This is a genomic window from Erwinia sp. 2186, from assembly GCF_057812255.1.
In genome coordinates this window covers 1,636,428-1,660,732 of record NZ_CM173824.1, presented here as the reverse complement: position 1 = coordinate 1,660,732, position 24,305 = coordinate 1,636,428, and the positions used below count along the sequence as shown (strand labels likewise).

Genomic DNA, 24,305 nt, shown 5'->3' with positions numbered 1-24,305 from the left:
CCGGCAAGAAAAATCACCACTATTATAAGAATAATCAAGGAATTACTATGTTCAAAAACCTACGTTGGACTATCGTACTTCTGCTGTTTATGGTCTACATGATCAATTACCTCGATCGTGTTGCCCTCTCGCTGACGGTACCGATGATCGAAAAAGATCTGATGCTGAATGCCGAACAGTTCGGCCTGATTTTCGGCAGCTTCTTCTTCGGTTACGCCATCTTCAACTTCATCGGTGGCCTGGCGACCGACAAGTTCGGCCCGACCATCGTGATGGGCGTGGCGGTTGGCCTGTGGTCTCTGTTCTGCGGCCTGACGGCGGTGGCAACCGGCTTCTGGTCAATGCTGATCCTGCGCGTGCTGTTTGGTATGGCTGAAGGCCCGATCTGCGCCTCGGCGAACAAAGCCATCAACGGCTGGTTCCCGAAAAAACAGGCCGCCACGGCCATGGGCTTCCTCAGCGCCGGCTCGCCTCTCGGTGGCGCGGTCGCTGGCCCAATCATCGGCTATCTGGCACTGGCATTCGGCTGGCGTCCGGCGTTCATCATCATTTGCTCGGTCGGCATCGTCTGGATGATTGCCTGGTTCCTGATTGCCTCCGATAACCCATTGAAAAGCCGTCGCGTCAGTCAGGATGAACGTGCCCTGATTGCCAAGCTGAAAGAAGAACAAACCACGCCGGAAGATGAGTTAGCGCAGGCGGCTCACGGCCTGGGTTACTACCTGCGCCAGCCGATTATCCTGGTTACCGCATTTGCCTTCTTCTGCTACAACTACATCCTGTTCTTCTTCCTGAGCTGGTTCCCGGCTTACCTGGTGCAGGCGCATAACCTCGATATCAAATCGATGAGTATCACCACCATGATCCCGTGGATTGTCGGCTTCGTTGGCCTGGCGCTCGGCGGACTGATTTCCGATAAAATCTTTAAAATCACCGGTAAACTGCTGCTTTCACGAAAAATTGTGCTGGTCGTCTCGCTGCTGGCCGCTGCTATTTGTGTGGCGCTGGCAGGTTCTGTAAAAGGGACCTATCCAGCCGTGGCGTTGATGTCAGTGTCGATCTTCTTCCTGTACATCACCGGTGCCATCTACTGGGCGATTATCCAGGATGTGGTGCACAAAAGCCGCGTCGGCGGGATCAGCGGATTCATTCATCTGATCGGCAGCCTGTCGGGCATCGTCGGCCCGATTGTGACCGGCTATATCGTCCACCACACCGGCAAGTTCGACAGCGCCTTTGTGCTGGCGGGCGCGGTCGCAGCACTCGGTGCAGTACTGGTGTTCTTTGTTATCAAAAGCCCGAAGACGCAAAATAAAGCGGTTTCAGTGTGACATTCAGCGCGGGTTCTCCCGCGCCGTAACAGAAGGGATTATCGATGCTTTCACTTGACCATCTTTCTGCGGACGTGGTCCGCCCGGATTACGACCGCCAGAAGCTCAAAACGCGCATGGTGCATATCGGCTTTGGTGCCTTTCACCGTGCCCATCAGGCCGTTTGTAGCGACAGACTGGCCAGCGAACGCGGCAGTGACTGGGGTTACTGCGAAGTTAACCTCAACAGCGGCGAACTGATTCAGGCCCTGAAACAGCAGGATTACTGCTACACCGTGGCCGAAATGTCCGGTGACCAGATGGCGCTGCGGGTGATTGGCGTGGTGAAGGACGCCCTGCATGGCAAATCAGACGGCATTGATGCGGTAATTGAAGCGCTGGCGCAGCCGGACGTGGCAATCGTTTCGATGACGGTGACCGAAAAAGGCTACTGCTATGAACCGTCCAGCGGCAAGCTGGATCTGGCGCACCCGTCGATCGTCCATGACCTCGCCCATCCCAACGCACCCACTTCCCTGCCGGGCATTATCCTTGCCGGCATCGTCCGTCGTCGCGAACGCAACCTGCCGCCGCTGAGCGTGATGTCCTGCGATAACATGCCGGAAAATGGCCACGTTACCCGCAACGTGGTGCTTGGTCTGGCGGAAAAACAGAGTCACGAACTGGCGGAGTGGATTGCACAGCACGTCACCTTCCCTTCCACCATGGTCGATCGCATTGTGCCGGCGATGACGGACGAAACCCATGCGGCGATGCGCGACAAGCTCGGTTGCGACGATCCGGTCGGCGTGGTGTGCGAACCCTTCCTGCAATGGGTGATTGAGGACAACTTTGTCAGCGGCCGTCCTGAATGGGAAAAAGCCGGTGCAGAGCTGGTCAGCGACGTGCTGCCATTTGAAGAGATGAAGCTGCGCATGTTGAACGGCAGCCACTCCTTCCTCGCCTACCTGGGTAATCTGGCCGGATATCAGCACATCAGTGATTGTATGGCGGACCCACACTATCGTCAGGCCGCCCTGAGTCTGATGCTGGACGAGCAGGCACCGACCCTGAGCACTCAAGGCGTCGATCTGCCGGCGTATGCCAACTCGCTGATCGCCCGTTATGAAAACCTGGCGATTAAACACCGCACCGCGCAGATCGCTAACGATGGTTCACAAAAACTGCCCCAGCGCTGGCTGGACAGCATTCGCTGGCACCTGAAGCATGGCGGCAGCTACGACTTACTGGCGCTGGGCGTGGCGGGCTGGATGCGTTATGTCGGCGGTGTTGATGAGCAGGGTCAGCCGATTGAAATCCGCGATCCGATGCGCGATCGGCTGGCGCAACGCGTTGCAGAAACCGCGGATGGCGAGGCACGGATTGCCGGCCTGCTGTCATTAAAAGCGGTATTTGGCGAAGATCTGGCCGCTGAACCGGCATTCGTCGCAAAAGTGAACCATTTCTATCAGCTTTTACGGGAAAAAGGCGCCAAAGAGACGGTAAAAATTGCCCTGACGCAGGCTTAAGCGAATAAGCGCTGGCGAAGAGCCAGCGCCCTGTTTAGACTTAGACTTTCGTCCAGAAGGTATAGGGATATTACTTAATGTCTACCGCTTATATCATTACCGCCAACGAACCGGTAAATCAGCAAATTTACCGCTTCCTGCGCCAGGACATCGTGACCTGCGCGATCCCACCGGGTTCGCTGCTGTCAGAAAAAGAGGTTTCCTCGCGGTTCAGCGTTTCACGCCAGCCGGTGCGTGAAGCCTTTATTAAGCTTGCCGAAGCTGGGCTGGTGCAGGTTTTGCCCCAGCGCGGCACCTTCGTACGCAAAATTTCGGCCAAGCGCGTGGCGGATGGACGTTTTATCCGTGAAGCGGTAGAAGTGGCAGTGATCCGCCGGGCGGCTGTCGAGGCGTCTGCCGAATCGCTGGCCCAGCTTGAACACAATCTTCAGCTGCAGAAAATGGCCGCTGAGCGTCATGACAGCCAGGCCTTTTTACTGCTCGATGATGAGTTCCATCGCCTGATTGCGCAGAGCATAAACTGCGAGCTGTCATGGGAAACGGTCGAAAACATTAAAGCGGCCATGGATCGGGTGCGCTTCCTGACGTTAAGCAAAGTCTCCCCGCCGGAAAGCCTGATCCAGCAACATCAGGAGATTTATCAGGCGCTGGTTGCAAGAGATGTCGACGGCGCCGAGCACGCCCTGCGCCGTCACCTTCAGGAGATGATTTTCTCCATCACGCCGATTGCTGAGCAAAACAGCGAGTGGTTTGAAAAGCCGCTATAACGCTGGCCATCTCTGCGTCGGATAGAGTGCCATGCGGATATTGAACAGATAGAACAGCGGCCTGAACAGCGCCATATCTGCACGACACAATGCCTCGGTTTTAACCAGCAGCTGATTTAACTCTGTCAGCAACGATTGCGGCGGCTCAAGGTGAATATCCTTGAGCCGCTTTTTAAAGTACTGATTAATCTCAAACATCACCGCATCGGTTTCCAGCTGATGGTCTTTGATAATCGCCTGATGCCTGGCGTAAAAGTCATAGCAGTTCACCCCAAGCCAGATTTCGGTAATCAGATTGCCTCCCAGCGCCACGCCGGGCGAAGGATCGATGCGGTTACGCGGCAGGATGACGTTGATTTTATCGATCATGCTGGCGACATACTGCTGACGCGACAGCAGCGAAGAAGCGTTGATTTTGATTTCGCCGGTGAACTGCAGCAGCTCCTTAATCCCTTTACGCAACACGCGTCTGGCAGACCAGGCCGGCCTTCTGTTACGGATAATGGCCGTGACCAGCACCGCCAGTAAAATGCCCACCACGGTTGAGATCGAGGCATTAAGGATCGACAGCAGGTCGGGCTGCAAATCGTGCGTCATGCCGATAAAACCGGGGATCTGGGTGGCGATAATCAGCCCGATAAAGTTGGTCGACGGATTGGCGATGACCAGTCCCAGCGCCAGCAGTCCCGGCGCCAGACAGATAATCAGTGATTCAAAGGTTACGGTCATCGGGATCAGCAGCCCGACGTACAGCACGCTGATCACAATGGCGATCAATACCCCTTTCAGAAACACCTTCATCGAAGCGATCGGGCTGTCCATCGCCGCGAAGAACGAACAGACAACCGCGGCTATCATCGGCGTCGACGCGCCATCTTTCCAGCCGGTGCCAATCCAGAAAATACAGCCGATCATCGTGGCAGTGAACGCGGTGAAGGCCGATAACAGGATCAGCCCTTTATCGCGGTGCTTCCTGATCAGCTTAAGCCTGCCGCGCTTTTTCTCCGGCGACAGCTGGCTGACGCGCTCGCGGGCGTTGAAATAGGAATCGGCAATGCGGATAAAATTCAGCAGCCTTTCCAGTAACCCAATCAGCAACAAACCTTCTTCCGCGTTCATTTCACCGCGGCCATACAGCGCTTTGATCCGCTCCTGCGAGGCAGTGATGTCTGCCTCAATCGACTGCGCCTGGCCGCTTTGTTCCGGGCTGTTCAGCCAGACAAGGAAGTGACTGAACGACTCGGCGACAAAATCCGGGAAGGTGATGCCCTGCTCCGCCAGCAGGCTCAGGCGCTTCTCAATCGCGGTCAGCGTTGGGATCAGATAGGAAAGATGCTGATACTGCGCGCTGACCAGACGGATGAGCTTGCGCGCGGAGTCGCCTTCATACACGCAATGGGTGATCAGGGTTTCAACCGCCACCGGATAGTTCGCCATCTGCACCAGGATTTGGTCCCTTTCGGGCGAGCTCTCTTTCGATTCAATGGTCAGCAGTTCGGTGCAGACGTTCTTTGCACTGTCGAACCAGTTACTGACGCTGTTTTCCAACAAATTGCGCATCCGTACCGGGAAAACCAGCATATGCACCAGGCTGCTGCAGATAATCGCCACGGTAATTTCTTCGATACGGGAAATCACCGTATAGGTGATCGACAGCGGCGTGGTGACATCGGCAAAGCCCATGATCGCCGCGCTGTAGCCTGCCAGCATAAACACGTAGCTCTTCGGCGTGCGGTCATGCAGCGACAGATACAGGCAGCAGGCAACCCACAGCGAAACGCAGAGGCTGAACAGCATCGGATGGGTAACGGTAATCGGGTAGATCAGAAAGATAAAGATCCCGCCCAGCACGGTGCCAAGAAAGCGGAACAAGGCTTTCGACAGGGTGGAGGCAGAATACAGCTGTGAAATCACGTAAACCGAGACCATGGCCCAGGCCGGTTTATCCAGGTTCAGTTTCAGCGCGATATATAAGGCGATAAAGGCGGCAATGCAGGTTTTAACGGCAAATAACCACGCATTTTTAGATAACCACTTCATTATTTACTTCACGGCTCACGTCAGACTAAAGCGCTATTTTAGCGATTTTCAGGCAAGAGTGGAGAGGCTTAAGCATCGATAGTTTGTAACAAAATAATCACATAGGGTGAAAGATAAGGGGCTAATCATTGTCAACCCCTTATCGTTAGCGATTAAGCAATGGTGACGTCTTTCGCCAGATAGACATCCTGCACCGAATTGATCAGCGCCACGCCATCCTTCATCGATTTCTTAAAGGCTTTACGGCCTAAAATCAGCCCCATACCGCCCGCGCGCTTGTTGATCACCGCGGTGCGCACAGATTCGGCGGTATCGGTTTCACCTGCCGCTGCGCCACCCGAGTTAATTAACCCGGCACGGCCCATATAGCAGTTTGCCAGCTGGTAACGCACCAGATCGATCGGGTTGTCGCTGGTTAATTTGCTGTAAACGCGCTCGTCGGTTGAGCCGAACTTCACCGCGTTATACCCACCATTGTTTTCCGCCATCTTCTGCTTGACGATATCGGCACCGATGGTGGCCGCCAGATGGTTAGCCTGACCGGTCAGATCCGCGCTGGCATGGTAATCCACACCCTCTTTCTTGAAGTCATTGTTACGCAGGTAGGCCCACAGTACGGTGACCATACCCAGCTCATGAGCGCGCTCAAAGGCGACGGAGATTTCTTCCAGCTGGCGACGAGACTGTTCAGAACCGAAATAGATGGTGGCGCCCACGGCAACCGCCCCTAACTTAAAGGCCTGATCGACACTGGCATACAGCGTCTGATCGTATTGCGTGGGATAGCTGAGAGTTTCGTTATGGTTCAGTTTGACCATAAACGGAATGCGGTGCGCATAACGGCGCGACACCGAGGCCAGCACGCCATAGGTGGAGGCCACGCAGTTACAGCCCGACTCGATGGCCAGCTCGACGATGTTCTTTGGATCGAAATAGAGTGGATTGGCAGCAAATGACGCGCCCGCCGAGTGCTCGACGCCCTGATCGACCGGCAGGATTGACAGGTATCCGGTGCCGGCCAGACGGCCGGTGTTGTAGAGGGTCTGCATATTGCGTAACACGGCAGGAGAACGATTGTTGTCGATCATCACCCGATCAACATAATCCGCGCCCGGTAAATAAAGGCTTTCCGCTGGAATGGTCATGCAGCGATGTTGCAGAAGAGTGTCAGCTTCTTTGCCCAATAACTGTACGATGTCCGTCATGTTAGCTCCTGTTTAAGGTGAAACCGGCAGGCATTAACGCCTGCCATGAATGATTTCTGACCCCAACAGCGTGGACCCTAACCGGACATTAAGGCAAATTGCTGACTCCATTTTTCAGAACGATCCCAGTGTAAACGTTGCCGATCGTCCGCTACCACCAGCGATGAAAATGGTGCACCGGGCCGATGCCCTTGCCGACTTCCAGCGAATCGGCCTGCTCCAGCGCGCCCTGTAACCAGCCCTTGGCGTCCTGCACCGTCGACACCCAGTTATCATGCCGGGGTCGCAGCGCGGCCAGCGCAGCGGAAAGCGTACAGCCGGTGCCATGGGTATGCTTTGTTGGCACGCGCGGCGCGGTAAAACGCTGCTCCAGCTGGCGGCTGAACAGCCAGTCCGGGCTTTCGGCATCGCTCAGATGTCCGCCTTTCATCAGCACCGCCTGGCAACCCAGCGCTAACAGCGCCCTTCCCTGTCGCCGCATCTCATCTTCGTTAGTGGCAACCGGACACTCCAGCAGCGCCGCCGCTTCCGGCAGATTTGGCGTGATCAGTGAAACGTGCGGCAACAGGCACTCACGCAGCGTGGCAACCGCCGTCGGCGAAAGCAGCGGATCGCCACTTTTCGCCAGCATCACCGTATCCAGCACAATCCACGGCACGGACGAGGCCTTCAGTCCTTCAGCCACCACCTTGACGATATCGCTGCTGGCTAACATGCCGATTTTTACGCTGTCGATGCGCACGTCGCTCAGCACGGAATGTAATTGTGCCGCGACAAAGTCGGGCTCAATGCGGTAAACCGACTGCACGCCACAGGTATTCTGCGCCACCAGCGCGGTGATCACGGTGGTGCCATAGGCACCCAGCGCCGAGAAGGTTTTCAGATCGGCCTGAATGCCCGCGCCACCGCTGGGATCGGTTCCGGCAATGCTCAGTGCGTTGATGCGCTTCATCCCTGAACCTCCAGAGTGAACAGCTCGTCGAGGAACAGCGCAACAAAACTGCCGGGACCCGCTGCCGCCATCGCCGCGCGTTCGCCTGCCAGGCTCATTATCCGGCAGGCGCTGGCAACGTGCGTTAACCGGTCGCCAGGCACCGCGGCAAATCCGGCCACCACCGCCGACAACGCGCAGCCGGTGCCGACCACGCGGGTCATCAACGGCGAACCGCCAGCCACAGCCAGCACCCGTTGGCCATCGGTGACGTAATCCGTTTCCCCGGTGACCGCAACGATGGCGCCGGTGGTGCTGGCCAGCAGACGAGCGGCGTCCAGCGCCAGCGCCGAGTCATGCAGGCTGTCGACGCCGCGCCCGGAGGTTGCCTGGCGCGCCAGCGCCATGATTTCCGAGGCGTTGCCGCGAATAGCCGCAGGACGGTGTTCCAGCAGCTGCTGACAGAATTCAGTGCGGAAGGTCAATGCGCCGACGGCAACCGGATCCAGCGTCCAGGCACGCTGCGCCTTTCCGGCCGCGTGCACGGCAGCCAGCATTGCTGCACTGCGGGAATGGGTGAGCGTGCCGACGTTGACCAGCACGGCATCGGCAATGGCGCTGAACTGCGCGGCTTCGTCGGGATCAATCACCATCGCCGGCGATGCGCCCAGCGCCAGCAACACGTTGGCAGTAAAAGTCTGCACCACATCGTTGGTCAGGCAGTGAATTAACGGCGATTTTTCACGGAAGAGGTGGAGCGACGCCACGGCATCCGCCGCGACAAAGGTATGAGGTTGGTTCATGGTACAACTCCCAACCGGCGATCAAGAAGGCGATGCGGTCAGGCATCTGACTTCCCTCCGCTGGCATTATCCAGTTCAGGTTCGACGGGTTTTTCTCAGCCCTTTCTTTGGAAAGAAACGGCACCCCGAGTCATTAACTACGTGCTATCAGCCGCCAGATTACGGGAAGTGGCTTGCTGGCACAAGCCTGTGTCCACATGCCTACCGCAGTGGTTTTCGCGTAAGAAGATTACCGCAGTTCTATACCCGCTTTATCACACCTGACCTGCCCCCAGGATTAGAGTCAACGCTCAATTAGCAGGATCAGCAGTTTTGCTTAAATCTAATACTTGTTGTGCATGTGGTTAATGTTTGTAAAATGACCGCTGTGATTATTTCTATAGCAAGTAGAGGGACTTATGCAGAAATACAGCAATACGATCACCCTATCCGTGACCGCATTATTGAAGGATTCGTACAGCGTGGAACGGCTGGCTAACGCAGACGGCGAGCAACGCCAGATTTTCGAATCCCATGTAGAAGAAATGAAATACTGCACTTACGATGATGAATAAGAAGTTCTGGATAAGGTGGGTGAGTATCGCGCTGCTCTGCGTTGCGTATTACGTTTTAGTGCTTTACTTCGATCTTGTCTTCGCTCTTAACTTTTCGGAGACAATGAGCCAGGGAGGGGAATTTACATCCTCTCAATGCACCTGGTTTGCTAAGGCGCTATCGCAAAATCATTCCGATTCAGCGTTAGGCTCTCTATTAGGCTTCGCGGTATGCGTCCCATTGATCCTGCTCATCTTTAAGAAAGTCAGATGACCCGCTCCAGCGCCCCTTTGGTGATGCGCAGAAGAGCCACCTGAAGCGCCTGCTTATCCAGCCTGGCTTCGGCAAGTAGCGTCTTGAGTTGGGTGTTCTCTTCCTCAAGCGACTATCAGCCGCCAGGGGGATGGCGCTTTTCTTTACCATCCCCCAGGCGGTAATCAGATCAACATTCCACCGCTACACCGGGATGCGGCGACCGATCTCCACCACACGGTCACTGGGCAGGTAGTAGTAGTCGGTCACATGCATGCCGTTGCGCGCCATCCAGCTGAAAATCACGCGCTGCCAGGCCGGCAGGCCGCCGCTACCTTCGCGTGGGATGATGTTTTCATGGCCCAGATAATAGGTGACATGCTCGGTATCCAGCTCGCAGTTATCCAGTTGCGGATAGCGTAACAGTGCAGGGATGTTGGGCCGCTCCATAAAGCCATACACCGCCAGCGCGTGCCAGAAGCCCGGCGCAAGCTGGGTGACGGTTAAGCGCTCGTCGGCATTGATGCGCGGAACGTTGTCGATAGCGATCGTCAGCGACAGCACGTGCCCATGCAGTGAGCCGTTTCGCTTCACCTGCCACTGCATCACCGGCGGCGTGCCCTCTTTCTCCCGCGTCAGAAACACCGCCGTGCCCGGTACTCTGGGTATGGCTTTTTCTTCCAGCATGGCCAGGAAGTCGTCCACCGGAATAAATTTTTCGTGCACCGCCCTGCTCGCCGCTTCCACGCCGCGGTGCCAGAGCAGCATTACGCCGTACACGACCAGCGCCAGGATCAGCGGCATATAGCCACCCTCGAACACCTTACTCATATTGGCGACCAGGAAGCACAGGTCGATGACAAAGAACACGCCGGCAATCAGCAGGCTGGTGAGCCGGTTCCAGCGCCACACCTCATGCATCGCAACATACAACAGCCCGGAGGTCATGATCATCGTCAGCGACACGGCGATGCCATAGGCTGCTGCCAGCTTGTCGGAAGATTTGAAGAACACCGCGAGAAAGATGGTCACCACCATCAGCAACCAGTTAATCGCCCCGATATAGATTTGCCCGTAGCTCTCTTCGGTAGTCTGTTTAACCCGCAGCCTCGGCAGCCAGCCTAGCTGAATTGCCTGACGGGTCATGGAAAACGCACCGCTGATAATCGCCTGACTGGCAATGATGGTGGCGAGAGTGGCGAGGATCACCAGCGGGATTTGTAATACCGGCGGGCAAAGCCGGAAGAAGATATTTTGCGTCACGTCAGCACCTGAAAGCAGTAACGCTGCCTGTCCGGCGTAGTTGAGCAGCAGGCTGGGAAAGACGATAGCAAACCAGGCCAGCCAGATCGGCTTTTTGCCAAAATGGCCCATATCGGCATACAGCGCTTCCGCACCGGTGACGCAAAGGAATACGCCGCCGAGCACCAGAAAGCTGACGATGCCGTTGGAGAAGAGAAAGTCGATACCGTACATCGGGTTGAGCGCCACCAGCACCGCAGGATGCTGCACAATCCCCCAGATGCCCAGGCCGGCGATAACCGCGAACCACAGCGCCATAATCGGACCAAAGACTTTGCCAATCTTCGCCGTGCCCAGCGGTTGAATGGCAAACAGCGCCAGCAGGATCACCACCGCGCCAGGCAGGATCCAGGGTTGTGATTCCGGCAGGATGATGGTCAGCCCTTCAAGGGCAGAGAGTACCGAGATCGCTGGCGTGATCGCACCGTCGCCATAGATCAGCGCCGCACCAAAAAGCCCGGCAAACAGCACCAGCGGTCGCCGTTTATCCTTACGTACTAATAGCGACATCAGCGCCAGAATGCCGCCTTCGCCATGGTTATCGATGCGCATCGCAAACAGGGCATACTTTACCGAGGTGATCATCACCATGGTCCAGAACAGCAGCGACAGCAGCCCGAGGATCACCTCCGGCGTGGGTCCTTCGCCCGACAAAGAGAGCACGGTTTTTAAGGTATACAGCGGGCTGGTGCCGATATCGCCAAATACCACCCCCAGCGCGCCGGCGGCAAGTACCGGCAGGCTAAGCGTATTTTCTTGTGTGTCCTGACTGGCGGTCATTGCGCCTTCCTTATGAAACCCCAATCTCTTTACACTGGCCTGGAGATGGGAAAGCGTCAACTTCGCCCAAGGACTCTTTTGGCTAACGGCCAACAATACGCTACTCTTGGGCATCATCCCGTCCTGAGCCGAGACAATACGCAACGCATTATGACCAGACCGCTTAATGAACAGTACGGCATCAGCGTGGCAGCGCTGAAGATGCTGCAATACCTGAAACAGATTTCACGCGGGGATCGGGGGTTTTCTATCCTCGACACCACGCTTAACCACCGTTGCAACGTGACGCCACCGGATAATTTTAAGGTGCTTGATGAGCTGTTTGAGGCCGGAAAAATTGACTACGACTATCGCGGCACCGGGCTTGATGGCGAACGGCATGTCAAGCCGGTCTGATAGTCCCCGCGCGCGCCGGAGCCAGTCGTGAACGTTCGTCCCTTTACTGAGGCCGACCGCCCTTTCCTGCGCACGCTGTTTCTTGCGTCGCGCAAGGCAAACTGGCACTGGCTGGATGGCAGTGACTGGGCGCTGGAAGATTTTGATCGGGTCACGCTGGGCGAGCGCATCCTGGTGGCGGAAGACAACGGTCACCGCCTCGGATTTGCGGCGGTGTTACCTAACGATAATTTTCTGCACAGCCTGTTTATCGACCCCGACTGGCAGGGAAAGCGCGTGGGCAGCCTGCTGCTGACCGCCGTGCAGGCGGCGTTCACCTCCACCGGCGCGTTGAAATGCATGAAGGCCAATCATCATGCGGTGGCCTTTTATCAACGGCATGGCTGGACGATAATTTCTGACGGCGAGAGTGAACACGGTGAGTACTGGCTGATGCATTTTGTGCGCTGAACGCTCTCCCGGCGATGAAACCGGGAGAAGGTGACTCAGACCGCGCGGAAGGCGATATCGGCAGGGATCACTTCCCCTTGCCAGTAAAGCTGGGCAGCCACCGCACCGGCCAGTTGGCGATACATCGCCGTAAACTCACTATCCGGACGACGCACCACCGTTGGCTGTCCATCATCCAGATCCTCACGCAACGTAATGTGCAGCGGCAGCTGGGCCAGCAGGCGCGTATGGTATTGCTCTGCTAATTTATCCGCCCCGCCGCTGCCAAAAATAGCCTCGTGGTGACCGCAGTTGCTGCAAATATGCATACTCATATTCTCAACGATACCTAATACCGGGACGTTAACCTTCTCAAACATCACGATACCTTTTCGGGCATCCACCAGCGCGATGTCCTGTGGCGTGGTCACCACCACCGCACCGGTCACCGGCACATTCTGCGCCAGCGTCAGCTGAATATCACCGGTACCCGGCGGCATATCCAGCACCAGATAGTCGAGGTCCGGCCACATCGTTTCGTTCAGCAGTTGCATCAGCGCTTTGCTGGCCATCGGCCCACGCCAGACCATGGCGTTATCGTCCGTCACCAGATAACCAATCGAGTTGGTTGCCAGGCCGTGCGCCATAATCGGCGCCATATGCGTGCCGTCTGGCGAGGTTGGGCGTTCATCACGGGTGCCGAGCATGTCGGGGATCGAAGGACCATAAATATCGGCATCCAGCAGCCCGACTTTGGCTCCTTCAGCAGCCAACGCCAGCGCCATATTGACGGCGGTGCTGGATTTTCCCACGCCACCTTTGCCCGAGCTGACGGCAATAATGTTCTTCACGCCGGTGGCACCGGGATGATTTTTCACTCTTTTCAGCGTGGCTATATCGTGCGTCAACCGCCAGCTGATAGCGGTGGCGCTGGTCAGACGTAACAGCTCGGCGCTGGTCGACTCTTTCAGCGCTTCAAAACCGCTATGCCAGGCAAACGGCATTACCAAATCAATATGCAGGGTATTGTCCATCAGCGCGCAGTGGTGCAACGCCTTCAGGGTGGTGAGGTTATGCTTCAGCGTCGGATGTTCAAAAGTGGTCAATGTGCCCATCACCATCGCACGCAGCGCTTCCGGTGAATGTTGACCCTGAGCTTGTACCGTCATCCCGGCTCCTTGTTTTCTTTATCAGTTCTTTAATGGGTTCAGATGGGTTTAAGCATATCAGAAGTGGCAGGCGGTGATGTTACCGGCCTTAAAAAACGGCGGTGAGATCGCGGGATTGTTTACGCAGGGACGGCCTTTCGGTTACCATCTATCCCCCCTTTTAAAACAGGTATAGCAAGTCTTACTATGACTCAAGTCGCGAAAAAAATATTGGTAACGTGCGCACTGCCGTACGCCAACGGTTCCATTCATCTCGGCCACATGCTCGAGCATATCCAGGCAGATATTTGGGTCCGTTACCAGCGAATGCGCGGCAATCAGGTTTACTTCATCTGTGCGGACGATGCACACGGTACGCCAATCATGCTGAAAGCTCAGCAGTTGGGTATTGCGCCTGAGCAGATGATTGCTGAGATGAGTCAGGAACATCAGACAGATTTTGCTGGCTTTGACATCAGCTACGATAACTATCACTCGACGCACAGCGACGAGAACCGTGAGCTGTCCGAGCTGATCTATACCCGTCTGAAAGAGAACGGTTTCATCAAGAACCGCACCATTTCACAGCTGTACGATCCGGAAAAAGGCATGTTCCTGCCGGACCGTTTTGTTAAAGGCACCTGCCCGAAATGCAAATCGCCCGATCAGTACGGCGATAACTGTGAAGTGTGCGGCGCGACCTACAGCCCGACCGAGCTGATCAATCCGCAGTCGGTGGTCTCTGGCGCGACGCCGGTGATGCGTGATTCTGAGCACTATTTCTTCGACCTGCCAGAGTTCAGCGCTATGCTGCAAGCCTGGACCCGCTCCGGCGCGCTGCAGGAGCAGGTGGCGAATAAAATGCAGGAATGGTTCGAGTCTGGCCTGCAGCAGTGGGATATCTCCCGCGATGCGCCTTACTTCGGCTTCGAAATCCCGGGTGCGCCGGGCAAATACTTCTACGTCTGGCTGGATGCGCCAATTGGCTATATGGGCTCGTTCAAGAACCTGTGTGACAAGCGCGGCGACATCGATTTTGATGCCTTCTGGAAGAAAGATTCCGATGCCGAGCTTTACCACTTTATCGGTAAAGACATCGTCTATTTCCACAGCCTGTTCTGGCCAGCGATGCTGGAAGGCAGCAACTTCCGTAAGCCGACCAACCTGTTTGTACACGGTTATGTGACGGTAAACGGCGCGAAGATGTCAAAATCTCGCGGCACCTTTATTAAAGCCAGCACCTGGCTGCAGCACCTGGATGCAGACAGCCTGCGTTACTACTACGCGGCGAAGCTCTCTTCGCGCATTGACGATATCGACCTGAACCTGGAAGATTTCGTGCAGCGCGTGAACGCCGATATCGTTAACAAAGTGGTGAACCTGGCTTCCCGTAACGCCGGTTTCATCAATAAGCGTTTCGACGGCAAACTCTCCGCGGAGCTGGCCGATCCTGAGCTGTACAAAACCTTCACCGATGCCTCCGCCAGCATTGGCGAAGCCTGGAACAGCCGCGAGTTCGGTCGTGCCGTGCGCGAAATCATGGCGCTGGCCGATGTGGCAAACCGCTACGTCGACGAGCAGGCACCGTGGGTTGTCGCCAAGCAGGAAGGCCGCGATGCCGATCTGCAGGCGATCTGCTCGATGGGCATCAACATGTTCCGCGTACTGATGACCTGGTTGAAACCGGTGCTGCCATCACTGACCGAACGCACCGAAGCCTTCCTCAATGTGGAAATGAGCTGGGATGGCATTCAGCAGCCGCTGCTGGACCATACAATCTCGGCCTTCAAAGCGCTGTACAGCCGCATTGAAATGGACAAAGTCAACGCGCTGATTGAAGCCTCGAAAGAAGATGCTGCGGTGGCCAATGCGCCTGCGGTTGCAGACAGCAAAGCGAAAAAATCCGGCGAGGCAAAACCTACGGTAGCAGCTGCTTCAGCCGATGCCGGCGTTGGCGACACCATCAGCTTTGATGACTTTGCCAAAGTGGATATGCGCGTGGCGTTGATCAAAACCGCTGAGCTGGTGGAGGGTTCTGACAAGCTGCTGCGTCTGGTGCTGGATATGGGTGGCGACGAAACGCGCCAGATCTTCTCCGGTATCCGCGCCGCCTATCCAGACCCATCGGTGCTGGAAGGTCGTTTAACGGTGGTGGTGGCCAACCTGGCACCGCGCAAAATGCGTTTCGGCGTGTCAGAAGGCATGGTGCTGTCTGCCGGCCCTGGCGGCAAAGATCTGTTTATCCTCGGTGCCGACAGCGGCGCTCAGCCGGGTATGCAGGTTAAATAACTTCCCGTTGCGTTAAGATGTTTAAGGGGCGAATTCAGGTTCGCCCCTTTTTTGTTTGTCTCTTCTGCCCAGTGTGACCGATAGCACGTTTTAGCATTTCATCGTATGATTAACGTTCTTAAAACCAGGAGCTTATCATGCGTACCGCCCTGTCCCTTGGTTGGCAATACCTTCGCGCCTTTGTCATCATTTACCTCTGTCTCTATGCCGGAACAGCCCTGGCTGGCCTGCTGCCCGTGACGATCCCCGGCAGCATTATTGGTATGCTGATCCTGTTTGGTCTGCTGGCGTTGCAGATCCTGCCGGTGGACTGGGTGAAACCCGGCAGCACTCTGTTGATCCGCTATATGGGCCTGCTGTTTGTGCCAATCAGCGTCGGCATCATGAGCTACACCGATATTCTGAGCGCGCAGTTTGGCCCGATCGTGGTCTCCTGCGTGCTGAGTACCTTTATCGTGCTGCTGACCGTCGGACTGGTGTCACACCGGTTACACAGCCGTCCGCTGATCAAACCAGGAGCCGGCGATGAGTGATATCTGGTGGTCACTGCCGCTGACGGTGATGGTGTTTTTTGCCGCACGTCGCGTGGCGGCAAAGGTAAAAATCTCGCTGGTCAATCCGCTGCTGGTATCAATGGCGGTGATCATCCCGCTGCTGTTACTGATTCAGATGCCCTATGCGCGCTATTTCCAGGGTAGCTCGGTGCTTAACCATCTTCTTCAGCCTTCTGTCGTGGCGTTAGCCATTCCGCTGTATGAGCAGATGCATCAGATCCGCGCGCGCTGGAAGTCGATTATTGGCGTCTGCTTTATGGGCAGCATGACGGCGATGGTCTCCGGGACGGCGATTGCGCTGTGGATGGGTGCCACGCCGCAGATTGCCGCCACCATTATGCCGAAGTCGGTCACCACGCCGATCGCGATGGCCGTATCTGGCACCTTAGGCGGCATTCCGGCGATCAGCGCGATCTGTGTGCTGATCGCCGGCGTGCTGGGAGCGGTATTTGGTCATATGCTGCTGAACCTGCTGAAGATTACCGGCAAGCCTTCGCGCGGGCTGGCGATTGGCAACGCCTCCCATGCGCTGGGCACCGCGCGCTGTGCGGAGCTGGATTATCAGGAAGGGGCTTACAGCTCGCTGGCGCTGGTAATCTGCGGGATTATTACCTCGCTGCTGGCGCCTTTTCTGTTCCCGTTGCTGATGCACCTTTGGGGTTAAAATTTGCGATGCGTCGCGCATTTTGTAATTCGCTTTCATAAATTGCATTGCTTGCGTGATATCAATCACATATAACTCAGCAACTGCCCGCTACACTTAGCGGCCGAACCAGTTAAAGAGGCCCGATAATGCACCCACGTTTTCAAGCCGCGTTTGCCACGCTGCCGACAGCCCTGCAAACCGCCCTGCTGCCGATCCTTTCCGCTGCTGACTTTCAGGCATTCCTGACGCCAGCGCAGGTAGCTGACGTTAAATCCGCATCAGGCCTGGACGATCGTGAGCTGGCTTTTGCTCTGCTGCCGCTGGCTGCCGCCTGCGCCGTGGCGCCCCTCTCCCACTTTAATGTTGGCGCGCTGGCAAGAGGCAAAAGCGGACACCTCTATTTCGGTGCCAATATGGAGTTTGTTGGCGCGACCATGCAGCAAACCGTGCATGCCGAACAAAGTGCGGTCACCCACGCCTGGATGCGCGGCGAAGCGTCGCTGGAAGCCATCACCGTCAATTACACGCCTTGCGGTCACTGCCGCCAGTTTATGAATGAGCTAAACAGCGGCACCGCGCTGAACATTCATCTTCCGGGCCGCGCACCGGCCACGCTGGGAGACTATCTGCCCGATGCCTTCGGCCCGCGCGATCTGGAGATCAAAACGCTGCTGCTGGATGACGTAGACCACCAGCTGAGCATCAAAGGCGATGCGCTGACGCAAGCCGCGCTGCAGGCCGCCAACCGCAGTCATGCGCCTTATACCCAGGCCTGGAGCGGCGTGGCGCTGCAATCCGCAGACGGCGCGATCTTCGCCGGCAGCTACGCGGAAAATGCCGCCTTCAACCCCAGCCTGCCGCCGTTACAAGCCGCCCTCAACCTGCTCAGCCTTGCCGGCCATGATGTGCTGAGCATTCAGCGCGCGGTGCTGGCAGAAGCGCCAGATGCCAGGGTCATTCAGCGCCAGGCGACTCAGGCGACGTTGCACGCGCTGGGCTGCGCCAATCTGACCACCGTTCCGCTGGACTGATCCCTTCAACGCCAGGATGCAGCGTTACGCTGCATCCTGTTCAGCTTTCGCAAAAATTGAATAAAAACCGTTCCTTTTGTTATAACCCGTTAACAAAAGCTGTACTTTCAGACTAATTATTTTAGGATTGGCCCACAACATCCCGATCCGAATGAGTATTGATTGCATGGAACTCGAATACGAAAGTAAACGACCGCTGTATATTCCTTATGCCGGCCCTATTTTGCTGGAATTCCCGTTGTTGAATAAGGGAAGCGCCTTCTCTGTAGAAGAGCGAAATGAATTTAACCTGCGCGGCCTGCTGCCTGAAACGGTGGAAACCATCGAAGAGCAAGCTAAGCGTGCCTGGAAGCAGTTTCAGGACTTCAAAAACGATAACGACAAACACGTTTATCTGCGCAATATTCAGGACACCAACGAAACTCTCTTCTACCGTCTGCTGGACAACCATCTTGAAGAGATGATGCCGATTATTTACACCCCCACCGTCGGCGCGGCCTGTGAACACTTCTCCGAAATCTATCGTCGTGCCCGTGGCGTGTTTATCTCCTATCCGAACCGCGGCAACATCGAAGATATGCTGCAAAACGCCACCAAGCAGAATGTCAAAGTGATCGTCGTTACCGACGGCGAACGCATTCTCGGCCTGGGCGACCAGGGCATCGGCGGCATGGGCATTCCCATTGGTAAGCTCTCGCTGTACACCGCCTGTGGCGGTATCAGCCCGGCGTACACCTTGCCAATCGTGCTGGACGTCGGCACCAACAACCAGCAATTGCTGAATGACCCGCTGTATATGGGCTGGCGTCATCCGCGCATCACCGGCGAAGAGTACGATAACTTCGTCCACGAGTTCATTCAGGCGGTGAAGAGCCGCTGGCCGAACGTGGTGCTGCAGTTTGAAGACTTCGCACAGAAAAATGCGATGCCGATCCTCGAACGCTACCGTGACGAAGTTTGCTGCTTCAATGATGATATTCAGGGCACCGCCGCCGTTACGCTGGGTACGCTGATTGCCGCCAGCCGTGCGGCGGGCAGCACCATGAGCCAGCAGAAAGTGGTATTCCTTGGTGCAGGCTCTGCCGGTTGCGGCATCGCCGAGCAAATTATCGCGCAGATGAAGTCCGAAGGCCTGAGCGATGAGGAAGCCCGCGCCCGCGTGTTTATGGTGGACCGCTTCGGTCTGCTGACCGACAAATTGCCTAACCTGCTGAACTTCCAGAGCAAGCTGGTGCAGAAAAGCGAAAACCTGGCGGACTGGCATGCCAGCTCCGACGCCATTTCGCTGCTGGATGTGGTGCGTCACGCCCAGCCGGATATCCTGATCGGTGTTTCCGGCCAGCCGGGTCTGTTCAGCGAAGAGATTATCCGCGAGATGCATAAGCACTGCCCGCGCCCTATCGTCATGCCGCTGTCCAACCCGACGTCACGGGTTGAAGCCACGCCGCAGGACATTATGGCCTGGACCGATGGTGCCGCGCTGGTGGCAACCGGTAGCCCATTCTCTCCGGTGATGTGGAAAGAGAAAACCTACCCTATCGCCCAGTGCAATAACTCGTATATCTTCCCTGGCATTGGCCTTGGGGTGATTGCGTCCGGCGCTACCCGCGTCACCGACAGCATGCTGATGGCCGCCAGCCGTGCCTTAGCCGACTGCTCACCGCTGGTTAACGATGGCGTCGGCCCGGTGCTGCCAGAAGTGAAAGATATCCAGGGCGTATCGAAACTGATCGCTATGGCTGTCGGCAAAGCCGCACAGTTAGCAGGCGTGGCGGTCGTCACCTCTGAAGACGTGCTGTCCAAGTCAATTGCGGCCAATTTCTGGCTGCCGCAATACCGTAACTATCGTCGGACCTCAATCTGATTGATCGCGGCCGGGTGCTTTCTGCACCCGGCTCTCAACTTTGCCCTTTTCTTCCGGCGATTTGTGCGAAAATCCGCCAACCGGTGCGCTGTTGCTTGCTTCACCCCGCCGGGTCAAGTAGCCTTGATTCACCCTTTTTCTGCAAGTCTGAGCGCTCTCTGGCATGGTAAAACGCTTGATTTATGGTCTGATTATCATCATGACGTTGATGGTACTGACCGCGCTCGGCCTCGATCGCTGGATGAGCTGGAAAACCGCTCCCTATATCTACGAAAATCTGAAATCGCTGCCGCATCGCCAGGTCGGTGTGGTGCTCGGTACGGCCAAATATTATCGCGGCGGCGGCATCAACCAGTACTACCTGTATCGCATGCAGGGCGCGCTGAACGCCTATAACAGCGGCAAGGTCAATTACCTGCTGCTGAGCGGTGATAATGCCCTGCACAGTTACAACGAACCGATGACCATGCGCAAGGATCTGATTGCCGCCGGCGTCGATCCGGCGGATATCGTGCTGGATTATGCGGGTTTCCGGACGCTGGATTCGATTGTGCGTACCCGCAAAGTGTTCGATACCAACGATTTCATCATCATCACCCAACGTTTCCACTGCGAACGCGCGCTGTTTATCGCCCTGCATATGGGTATTCAGGCGCAGTGTTACGCGGTTCCTTCGCCGAAAAACATGCTGAATATCCGGGTTCGCGAAGTCGGTGCCCGGCTGGGCGCGCTGGCCGATTTGTATGTGATGAAGCGCGAGCCGCATTTCCTCGGGCCGCTGATCCCGATTCCTGCACGGGTGGAAGTGCCGGAAGATACGCAAAGCTATCCGGCGGTCACGCCTGAGCAACTGCTGGAGCTGCAGGAGAAGCTTGAGGCTCAGGCGAAAGCTGCCGCCGCTGCCAAACTTCAGCAGCAGCAAACGCCGCCGCAACCGCCTGAAGACAGTGGCAAACCCGCAGAGCCCGACTCGCCAAAACCGGCGCCGCCCTCACCCGCACAGCCAGCCGAAGTCCCTTCCGGGCCGTAATAGCAGATTTAATCGAAGAGTCAGGGCACTGAGGCACCTTTTTGCTGAAATGGGGAGGGTTAAACGCCTTTCGCAATACGCTCAATCGCCACCTGTGCAAGGAAACCAGAACGGCTTTTAAACTCAGGGTGTGTGGCCACACAGCGATCTATACGGTCAATAAGTGACTTCGGTAAAGTCACGTTGATTTTCTCAGTGCCCCCTAAGAGCCGGGCCAGATCCACATCGACAAGCGCCCAGGTATAGCCAGCATACTGACTATCGGCAACAAGAGCGCTCAGGGAGGATACGGCCGGAATATCGTCACCCAGCTCGATAAGCAATTCAATATGTCCAGTAATCGCCTCTTTGGCATTGTTCACGGCTTCTTCTAACGTTTCTCCGGCAGAAAAACAACCGGGCAAATCTGGCACGGTCACGCCGTAAGCATGGTGCTCGTCACCGTTCTCAATAGCAATTGGATATAGCATGAATTACCCTCTCTCGATGAAAACGAGGATTACATCCCCGCTTGTTTCTTAATACTCTTTATCGTTTTTATGGGTAAATCTTTCTTTGGATGGGGGATAGTCACTACCCCTTTTTTGGTGGGGTGCCTGAAATGATGATGACTTCCATTTACCCTAATCAGTTCCCAACCGTCAGCTTTGATTTCAGCGATTAACGTCCTGCTATCCATCCTTTTACCCCATTGCGTCCTGGCGCAAGAATAATAACTCCAATAACCCCAGCATGCAACGGAGTTACTCGGGTTATAAATTATTCTCATTCAACGCCATGGGCAAACTACGCTGAGGTTGAGATGCGCATTTGGTCAGATCAAACCCGTGCAGACACACTGGCAATAAAAAAGGTCAGGCAGCTTGCGCTGCCTGACCTTTTGTCTGCCGGAGAAGGGTTACTTCTTACGGGCGTATTTCAGTGAATCCAGTGCCACGGCGAAGATGATGATTCCGCCCTTAATGATGTACTGCCAGTAAGGGTTAACGCCGATATAGGTCAGACCGTAGTTGATAACGGTGAAGATCAGCACACCGGTTACCACACCTGCCACGGTACCGACACCACCGGCAAACGACACGCCACCTACCACACAGGCCGCAATCGCATCCAGCTCATACATAAAGCCGAGGTTGTTGGTTGCCGAGCCGATACGGCCCGCTTCCAGCATCCCGCCGAAGGCGTAGAACACACCCGACAGCGCATAAATCAGGATCAGGTTGAAGTTAACGTTAACACCTGACACACGTGCCGCTTCCGGGTTACCGCCGATGGCAAAAATGTTTTTACCAAAGCGGGTTTTGTTCCACAGCACCCAGACAAAGAACACCGCAATCGCTGCATAGAAGGTGATGTAAGACAGCTTGAAATCACCTAAGCGCACAAAGCCCTGGGCAAAGGTCGAGAACTTCTCGTCAAAGCCGGCAATCGGTGAGGCACCGACAAAGTCGTAATACAGGGAGTTAATACCGTAAACGATGATCATCGTACCCAGCGTGGTGATAAATGGCGTCACCTTCAGGTAAGCGATGATCAGGCCGTTGACCAGACCAATGACGCCGCCGATCACGCAGACTGCCAGGATCACCAATGGAATTGGCACCGTGTCCATATGCGGGAAGACTTTGTTGGCATTGTCCATCGCCTGCAACAGCGTGGCGGCAACCACCGCGGCCAGACCCACCTGACGGCCGGCTGACAGGTCAGTACCCTGGGTGACGATTAACCCGGCCACGCCCAATGCAATAATAATACGCACGGAAGACTGGGTTAAAATGTTACTCAGGTTCATCAAACTTAAGAAAGTTGGGTCCTGGAAAATAATGATTGCCAGCAGTACCAGCAACACAACGTAGATCCCACCTTCTTTTAACCAGGTGAGTGCACTTTTTTTATTCACTGCTTTCATGGTAACAGCCCTTACCCTATTAAAGGTGCAACGATGCTAAACGTAAGATTTCGTTTTGCGTTGTCGTTTTTGTTTCTACTATGCCCGCAACCATGCCGTTACTCATTACCAGAATCCGGTCGGTAATGCCTAAGAGCTCTGGCATTTCAGAAGAGATAATAATGATGCCTTTATCCTTCTTCGCCAGCTCTGAAATTAACTGATAGATTTCGAACTTCGCCCCGACGTCAATACCGCGCGTCGGTTCATCCAGCATTAGTATTTCCGGCTGCGTTAATAACCAGCGACCGATAATCACCTTTTGCTGATTCCCTCCCGACAGTGAACCAATTGAGGTGTGATGGCCCGGCGTTTTTACGCGCATTGAGTCAATCACCCATTGGGTATCACTTTTCATCCGGTTATTATCCAGCAGGCCAATGCTGTTTTTATATTTACGGATATTGGAGATCAGCGAGTTAAAGCCGATATCCAGGAACGCGTAAATACCGGTCGCACGACGCTCTTCGGTCACCAGCGCAAAGCCATGGTTGATCGCTTCGTTAGCGCTGTGGTTATTGATCTTTTTGCCGTGCAGCTTGATGGTGCCGCCAGACTTCTCACGGATACCAAACAGGGTTTCAACGATGTCGGTACGCTTCGCGCCTACCAGCCCCGCTATGCCCAGAATCTCACCTTTGCGCAGGTCGAACGAGATATCCCGAATCGACGGCTGACGCAGAGAAGTCAGGTTACGCACTTCGAGGATAGTCTCACCCGGGACGTTGGTTTTATCCGGGAATCGCTGGTTCAGCGAACGCCCTACCATCATCGAGATGATCTTATCCATATCCAGCCCTTCAAGCGGCTGAGTCACGATCCACTGACCATCACGCAGGATGGTAATTTCATCACACAGCTGGAAAATTTCTTCCATCTTGTGTGAGATATAAACAATGCCGCAGCCACGATCTTTCAGTTTACGGATAATAGTGAACAGGTGGTTCACCTCTTTTTCCGTTAACGACGACGTTGGCTCATCCATGATCACGATTTTGGCATCATAGGAGAACGCTTTGGCGATTTCGATCATCTGCATCTGCGAGACGGAAAGGTTAATTACCTTGTCGCGCGGATCGATATCAATATCCAGTTCATCAAAAATGGCTTTGGTATCACGGTACATTTTATCGTGATCGACAAAGATCCCTTTACGTGGGTAACGTCCCAGCCACATGTTATCCATCACCGTGCGCTGCAGAACCAGGTTTAATTCCTGGTGAACCATTGAAACGCCGTTTTCCAGCGCCTCTTTCGAACTTTTATAATCGATTTCCTTGCCCTGGAAAAGGATGCTCCCCGTGTCTTTACTGTAAATGCCAAATAAGCATTTTAATAACGTGGACTTCCCTGCGCCGTTCTCACCCATCAGGGCGTGAACAGAGTGGGGGCGAATTTTTAAATTCACATTGTCCAGTGCTTTAACCCCAGGAAATGACTTACTGACGTCCGTCATCTCCAGCAGATATTCGCGCTGTGTTGGCACTTTATCACTGCCCATAATTCTACCCGGCTGA

Annotated in this window: 23 protein-coding genes and 1 riboswitch; of the genes, 13 read left to right on the top strand and 10 right to left on the bottom strand. The window is 55.4% G+C overall.

All coding sequences use genetic code 11. The features are described 5' to 3' along the window. Window positions 1-47: 47 nt before the first annotated feature. From ACXKZG_RS07545 to ACXKZG_RS07535, 3 genes are all read left to right on the top strand, one after another. Complete coding sequence (locus tag ACXKZG_RS07545) at window positions 48-1,331, top strand: MFS transporter (protein ID WP_134824575.1); 1,284 nt, start codon at window positions 48-50, stop codon at window positions 1,329-1,331. A 44-nt stretch (window positions 1,332-1,375) separates the two neighbouring features. Then, entirely contained in the window at window positions 1,376-2,839 is a 1,464-nt protein-coding gene (locus ACXKZG_RS07540; RefSeq protein ID WP_488875931.1) for a mannitol dehydrogenase family protein, read from the top strand. A 77-nt stretch (window positions 2,840-2,916) separates the two neighbouring features. Continuing rightward, window positions 2,917-3,606 (top strand): GntR family transcriptional regulator, encoded by a 690-nt coding sequence (locus ACXKZG_RS07535; protein WP_134824577.1) that lies wholly within the window; start codon window positions 2,917-2,919, stop codon window positions 3,604-3,606. Here ACXKZG_RS07535 and ACXKZG_RS07530 read toward each other — a convergent pair. From ACXKZG_RS07530 to thiM, 4 genes are all read right to left on the bottom strand, one after another. Further along, the gene (locus ACXKZG_RS07530; protein ID WP_488875930.1) at window positions 3,601-5,646 is read right to left on the bottom strand and encodes an FUSC family protein; all 2,046 of its coding nucleotides are present in this window, start codon (window positions 5,644-5,646) and stop codon (window positions 3,601-3,603) included. The genes ACXKZG_RS07535 and ACXKZG_RS07530 overlap by 6 nt on opposite strands. 152 nt (window positions 5,647-5,798) lie before the next feature. Further along, the gene (gene fbaB, locus ACXKZG_RS07525; RefSeq protein ID WP_488875929.1) at window positions 5,799-6,851 is read right to left on the bottom strand and encodes a class I fructose-bisphosphate aldolase; all 1,053 of its coding nucleotides are present in this window, start codon (window positions 6,849-6,851) and stop codon (window positions 5,799-5,801) included. Between the two features lie 151 nt (window positions 6,852-7,002). Beyond that, the gene (gene thiD, locus ACXKZG_RS07520; RefSeq protein ID WP_013202984.1) at window positions 7,003-7,803 is read right to left on the bottom strand and encodes a bifunctional hydroxymethylpyrimidine kinase/phosphomethylpyrimidine kinase; all 801 of its coding nucleotides are present in this window, start codon (window positions 7,801-7,803) and stop codon (window positions 7,003-7,005) included. Next, complete coding sequence (gene thiM / locus ACXKZG_RS07515; RefSeq protein WP_488875928.1) at window positions 7,800-8,585, bottom strand: hydroxyethylthiazole kinase; 786 nt, start codon at window positions 8,583-8,585, stop codon at window positions 7,800-7,802. Before thiM ends, thiD begins: the two co-directional genes overlap by 4 nt. 35 nt (window positions 8,586-8,620) lie before the next feature. Further along, window positions 8,621-8,723: riboswitch (TPP riboswitch) on the bottom strand. Between the two features lie 293 nt (window positions 8,724-9,016). On the opposite strand from thiM, the gene ACXKZG_RS07510 reads away from it, so the two are divergent. Both ACXKZG_RS07510 and ACXKZG_RS07505 read left to right on the top strand, forming a co-directional pair. Next, window positions 9,017-9,139 (top strand): hypothetical protein, encoded by a 123-nt coding sequence (locus ACXKZG_RS07510; protein ID WP_488875927.1) that lies wholly within the window; start codon window positions 9,017-9,019, stop codon window positions 9,137-9,139. Then, window positions 9,129-9,392 (top strand): hypothetical protein, encoded by a 264-nt coding sequence (locus ACXKZG_RS07505; RefSeq protein WP_488875926.1) that lies wholly within the window; start codon window positions 9,129-9,131, stop codon window positions 9,390-9,392. The genes ACXKZG_RS07510 and ACXKZG_RS07505 overlap by 11 nt, the downstream gene beginning before the upstream one ends. Before the next feature lie 183 nt (window positions 9,393-9,575). Here the strand turns inward: ACXKZG_RS07505 and ACXKZG_RS07500 are convergent, their stop codons facing one another. Then, window positions 9,576-11,453 (bottom strand): potassium transporter Kup, encoded by a 1,878-nt coding sequence (locus ACXKZG_RS07500; protein WP_346594088.1) that lies wholly within the window; start codon window positions 11,451-11,453, stop codon window positions 9,576-9,578. A 150-nt stretch (window positions 11,454-11,603) separates the two neighbouring features. On the opposite strand from ACXKZG_RS07500, the gene ACXKZG_RS07495 reads away from it, so the two are divergent. Together ACXKZG_RS07495 and ACXKZG_RS07490 are read left to right on the top strand one after the other, a co-directional pair. Further along, window positions 11,604-11,849, top strand: a complete 246-nt coding sequence (locus ACXKZG_RS07495) for a hypothetical protein (protein ID WP_013202987.1) — start codon at window positions 11,604-11,606, stop codon at window positions 11,847-11,849. Between the two features lie 27 nt (window positions 11,850-11,876). After that, the gene (locus ACXKZG_RS07490; RefSeq protein ID WP_346597849.1) at window positions 11,877-12,299 is read left to right on the top strand and encodes a GNAT family N-acetyltransferase; all 423 of its coding nucleotides are present in this window, start codon (window positions 11,877-11,879) and stop codon (window positions 12,297-12,299) included. Window positions 12,300-12,334: 35 nt separating this feature from the next. On the opposite strand, the gene apbC is transcribed toward ACXKZG_RS07490, so the two are convergent. Further along, window positions 12,335-13,447 carry an iron-sulfur cluster carrier protein ApbC gene (gene apbC / locus ACXKZG_RS07485; RefSeq protein ID WP_488875925.1) on the bottom strand — a complete coding sequence of 371 codons (1,113 nt, stop codon included), beginning with the start codon at window positions 13,445-13,447 and terminating at the stop codon, window positions 12,335-12,337. Window positions 13,448-13,633: 186 nt separating this feature from the next. Here apbC and metG point away from each other — a divergent pair, with 186 nt between their 5' ends. From metG to sanA, 6 genes are all read left to right on the top strand, one after another. Continuing rightward, the gene (gene metG / locus ACXKZG_RS07480; RefSeq protein ID WP_346594086.1) at window positions 13,634-15,715 is read left to right on the top strand and encodes a methionine--tRNA ligase; all 2,082 of its coding nucleotides are present in this window, start codon (window positions 13,634-13,636) and stop codon (window positions 15,713-15,715) included. A gap of 137 nt (window positions 15,716-15,852) precedes the next feature. Beyond that, window positions 15,853-16,248: a CidA/LrgA family protein gene (locus tag ACXKZG_RS07475; protein WP_013202991.1), complete on the top strand. Its 396-nt coding sequence runs from the start codon at window positions 15,853-15,855 to the stop codon at window positions 16,246-16,248. After that, the gene (locus tag ACXKZG_RS07470) at window positions 16,241-16,933 is read left to right on the top strand and encodes a CidB/LrgB family autolysis modulator (RefSeq protein ID WP_013202992.1); all 693 of its coding nucleotides are present in this window, start codon (window positions 16,241-16,243) and stop codon (window positions 16,931-16,933) included. Before ACXKZG_RS07475 ends, ACXKZG_RS07470 begins: the two co-directional genes overlap by 8 nt. A gap of 128 nt (window positions 16,934-17,061) precedes the next feature. Next, window positions 17,062-17,946: a cytidine deaminase gene (gene cdd, locus ACXKZG_RS07465; RefSeq protein ID WP_488875924.1), complete on the top strand. Its 885-nt coding sequence runs from the start codon at window positions 17,062-17,064 to the stop codon at window positions 17,944-17,946. Window positions 17,947-18,112: 166 nt separating this feature from the next. Next, entirely contained in the window at window positions 18,113-19,810 is a 1,698-nt protein-coding gene (locus ACXKZG_RS07460) for an NAD-dependent malic enzyme (protein ID WP_013202994.1), read from the top strand. 163 nt (window positions 19,811-19,973) lie between these two features. After that, on the top strand, window positions 19,974-20,840 hold the full coding sequence (sanA, locus tag ACXKZG_RS07455) for an outer membrane permeability protein SanA (protein ID WP_338574327.1): 867 nt from the start codon (window positions 19,974-19,976) through the stop codon (window positions 20,838-20,840). A gap of 59 nt (window positions 20,841-20,899) precedes the next feature. Here sanA and ACXKZG_RS07450 read toward each other — a convergent pair whose 3' ends face one another. The 4 genes from ACXKZG_RS07450 to mglA form a co-directional block, all read right to left on the bottom strand. After that, entirely contained in the window at window positions 20,900-21,310 is a 411-nt protein-coding gene (locus tag ACXKZG_RS07450) for a type II toxin-antitoxin system HicB family antitoxin (RefSeq protein WP_013202996.1), read from the bottom strand. 29 nt (window positions 21,311-21,339) lie between these two features. After that, a complete protein-coding gene (locus ACXKZG_RS07445; protein ID WP_105760677.1) occupies window positions 21,340-21,519 on the bottom strand; it encodes a type II toxin-antitoxin system HicA family toxin in 180 nt (59 codons plus the stop codon). Between the two features lie 219 nt (window positions 21,520-21,738). Further along, window positions 21,739-22,749, bottom strand: a complete 1,011-nt coding sequence (mglC, locus tag ACXKZG_RS07440; protein WP_013202998.1) for a galactose/methyl galactoside ABC transporter permease MglC — start codon at window positions 22,747-22,749, stop codon at window positions 21,739-21,741. A gap of 19 nt (window positions 22,750-22,768) precedes the next feature. Next, window positions 22,769-24,289 (bottom strand): galactose/methyl galactoside ABC transporter ATP-binding protein MglA, encoded by a 1,521-nt coding sequence (gene mglA, locus ACXKZG_RS07435; RefSeq protein WP_013202999.1) that lies wholly within the window; start codon window positions 24,287-24,289, stop codon window positions 22,769-22,771. Between the last annotated feature and the right edge of the window lie 16 nt (window positions 24,290-24,305).

Coding starts and splice junctions, on each gene's coding strand:
- ACXKZG_RS07545 (WP_134824575.1), top strand. CDS start 48: ATGTTCAAAAACCTACGTTGGACTATCGTACTTCTGCTGTTTATGGTC.
- ACXKZG_RS07540 (WP_488875931.1), top strand. CDS start 1,376: ATGCTTTCACTTGACCATCTTTCTGCGGACGTGGTCCGCCCGGATTAC.
- ACXKZG_RS07535 (WP_134824577.1), top strand. CDS start 2,917: ATGTCTACCGCTTATATCATTACCGCCAACGAACCGGTAAATCAGCAA.
- ACXKZG_RS07530 (WP_488875930.1), bottom strand. CDS start 5,646: ATGAAGTGGTTATCTAAAAATGCGTGGTTATTTGCCGTTAAAACCTGC.
- fbaB (WP_488875929.1), bottom strand. CDS start 6,851: ATGACGGACATCGTACAGTTATTGGGCAAAGAAGCTGACACTCTTCTG.
- thiD (WP_013202984.1), bottom strand. CDS start 7,803: ATGAAGCGCATCAACGCACTGAGCATTGCCGGAACCGATCCCAGCGGT.
- thiM (WP_488875928.1), bottom strand. CDS start 8,585: ATGAACCAACCTCATACCTTTGTCGCGGCGGATGCCGTGGCGTCGCTC.
- ACXKZG_RS07505 (WP_488875926.1), top strand. CDS start 9,129: ATGATGAATAAGAAGTTCTGGATAAGGTGGGTGAGTATCGCGCTGCTC.
- ACXKZG_RS07500 (WP_346594088.1), bottom strand. CDS start 11,453: ATGACCGCCAGTCAGGACACACAAGAAAATACGCTTAGCCTGCCGGTA.
- ACXKZG_RS07495 (WP_013202987.1), top strand. CDS start 11,604: ATGACCAGACCGCTTAATGAACAGTACGGCATCAGCGTGGCAGCGCTG.
- apbC (WP_488875925.1), bottom strand. CDS start 13,447: ATGACGGTACAAGCTCAGGGTCAACATTCACCGGAAGCGCTGCGTGCG.
- metG (WP_346594086.1), top strand. CDS start 13,634: ATGACTCAAGTCGCGAAAAAAATATTGGTAACGTGCGCACTGCCGTAC.
- ACXKZG_RS07475 (WP_013202991.1), top strand. CDS start 15,853: ATGCGTACCGCCCTGTCCCTTGGTTGGCAATACCTTCGCGCCTTTGTC.
- ACXKZG_RS07470 (WP_013202992.1), top strand. CDS start 16,241: ATGAGTGATATCTGGTGGTCACTGCCGCTGACGGTGATGGTGTTTTTT.
- cdd (WP_488875924.1), top strand. CDS start 17,062: ATGCACCCACGTTTTCAAGCCGCGTTTGCCACGCTGCCGACAGCCCTG.
- ACXKZG_RS07460 (WP_013202994.1), top strand. CDS start 18,113: ATGGAACTCGAATACGAAAGTAAACGACCGCTGTATATTCCTTATGCC.
- sanA (WP_338574327.1), top strand. CDS start 19,974: ATGGTAAAACGCTTGATTTATGGTCTGATTATCATCATGACGTTGATG.
- ACXKZG_RS07450 (WP_013202996.1), bottom strand. CDS start 21,310: ATGCTATATCCAATTGCTATTGAGAACGGTGACGAGCACCATGCTTAC.
- ACXKZG_RS07445 (WP_105760677.1), bottom strand. CDS start 21,519: ATGGATAGCAGGACGTTAATCGCTGAAATCAAAGCTGACGGTTGGGAA.
- mglC (WP_013202998.1), bottom strand. CDS start 22,749: ATGAAAGCAGTGAATAAAAAAAGTGCACTCACCTGGTTAAAAGAAGGT.
- mglA (WP_013202999.1), bottom strand. CDS start 24,289: ATGGGCAGTGATAAAGTGCCAACACAGCGCGAATATCTGCTGGAGATG.